The following is a 1029-nucleotide window of genomic DNA, read 5'->3' as shown; positions in this document are numbered from 1 at the left end:
CAAGCGCTGCGCTCCGCACCAACCTGCTCGGTACGTGTGGTAGGGGGGCTAAACGCTTACGAATGCGCTCTGCCAGTTTCACTATGAGCGATGTATTGAATACCGTCGGATACTGGATGCCATTGGCGCCGGTAGTAAGGACGCCCCGACGCTTTCCGCGATGCCCTGGCTCCCTGTACGGCTGTTCAAGCATCTGAACTTGTTGAGTGTACCCCAATCAGCAGTGGTTCGGACATTGGTATCGAGCGGCACCTCAGGCCAAGTTTCCCGTATTTTCGTGGATGCTGAAACGGCCAAGACACAGACGCGTGCGCTTGCCGCGATCGTGCTCAATTTTGTGGGCGGCAAGCGGCATCCAATGGTCATCGTCGATGATCAGAGCTTCCTCAAGGATCGCAGTAAGTTCAATGCCAGAGCGGCCGGCATTTTGGGATTTTCGAGTTTTGGACGTGATCATTTCTACCTGTTGGACGAGCAATTGCGTCCACGGTGGGGGGAACTGCTGAGCTATCTCAAGGAGCATTCGGGCTCGCCAATACTCGTGTTTGGATTTACCTTTCTGGTATGGCAAACGCTCGTCGAGAATGCGCGTGCCGAAGGCCTGAATCTGTCCTTTCCACAGGGTAGCCTTTTGATCCACGGCGGCGGCTGGAAAAAACTCGAGGATCGTTGTATCTCGCCAGAAGTTTTCAAGAGTGTATTAAAAGATCAGACTGGAATGACCCGCATCCATAATTACTACGGCATGGTCGAGCAAGTGGGAGCGATTTACTTCGAGTGCGAACACGGACGTCTTCATGCCCCCGGATTCGCCGATGTGCTTATCAGAGATACAACAACACTGGAACTGCTCCCGCATGGAGAGAAAGGGCTGATTCAGGTAATGAGCCTTTTGCCAACGAGTTACCCCGGACATAGCCTGCTGACTGAAGACATCGGAATCGTGGAAGGGGAAGATAGCTGCCTTTGTGTAATCGTTTAGCCCCCCGCTCGCCGGCACCGCCCCTCAATCAGGCGGCAGCCGGTAGC

Annotated in this window: 1 pseudogene; it reads left to right on the top strand. The window is 54.3% G+C overall.

The features are described 5' to 3' along the window. Nucleotides 1-85: 85 nt before the first annotated feature. Nucleotides 86-982 (top strand): annotated as a pseudogene (locus ACCAA_RS04265) (LuxE/PaaK family acyltransferase); the annotation flags it as partial. Between the last annotated feature and the right edge of the window lie 47 nt (nt 983-1029).

Origin of the sequence: Candidatus Accumulibacter aalborgensis (assembly GCF_900089955.1) — a bacterium.
GTDB classification, from domain to species: Bacteria; Pseudomonadota; Gammaproteobacteria; order Burkholderiales; family Rhodocyclaceae; genus Accumulibacter; species Accumulibacter aalborgensis.
Note: the sequence above shows the minus strand (reverse complement) of the source record. Positions and strands in the feature narration are given on the sequence as shown.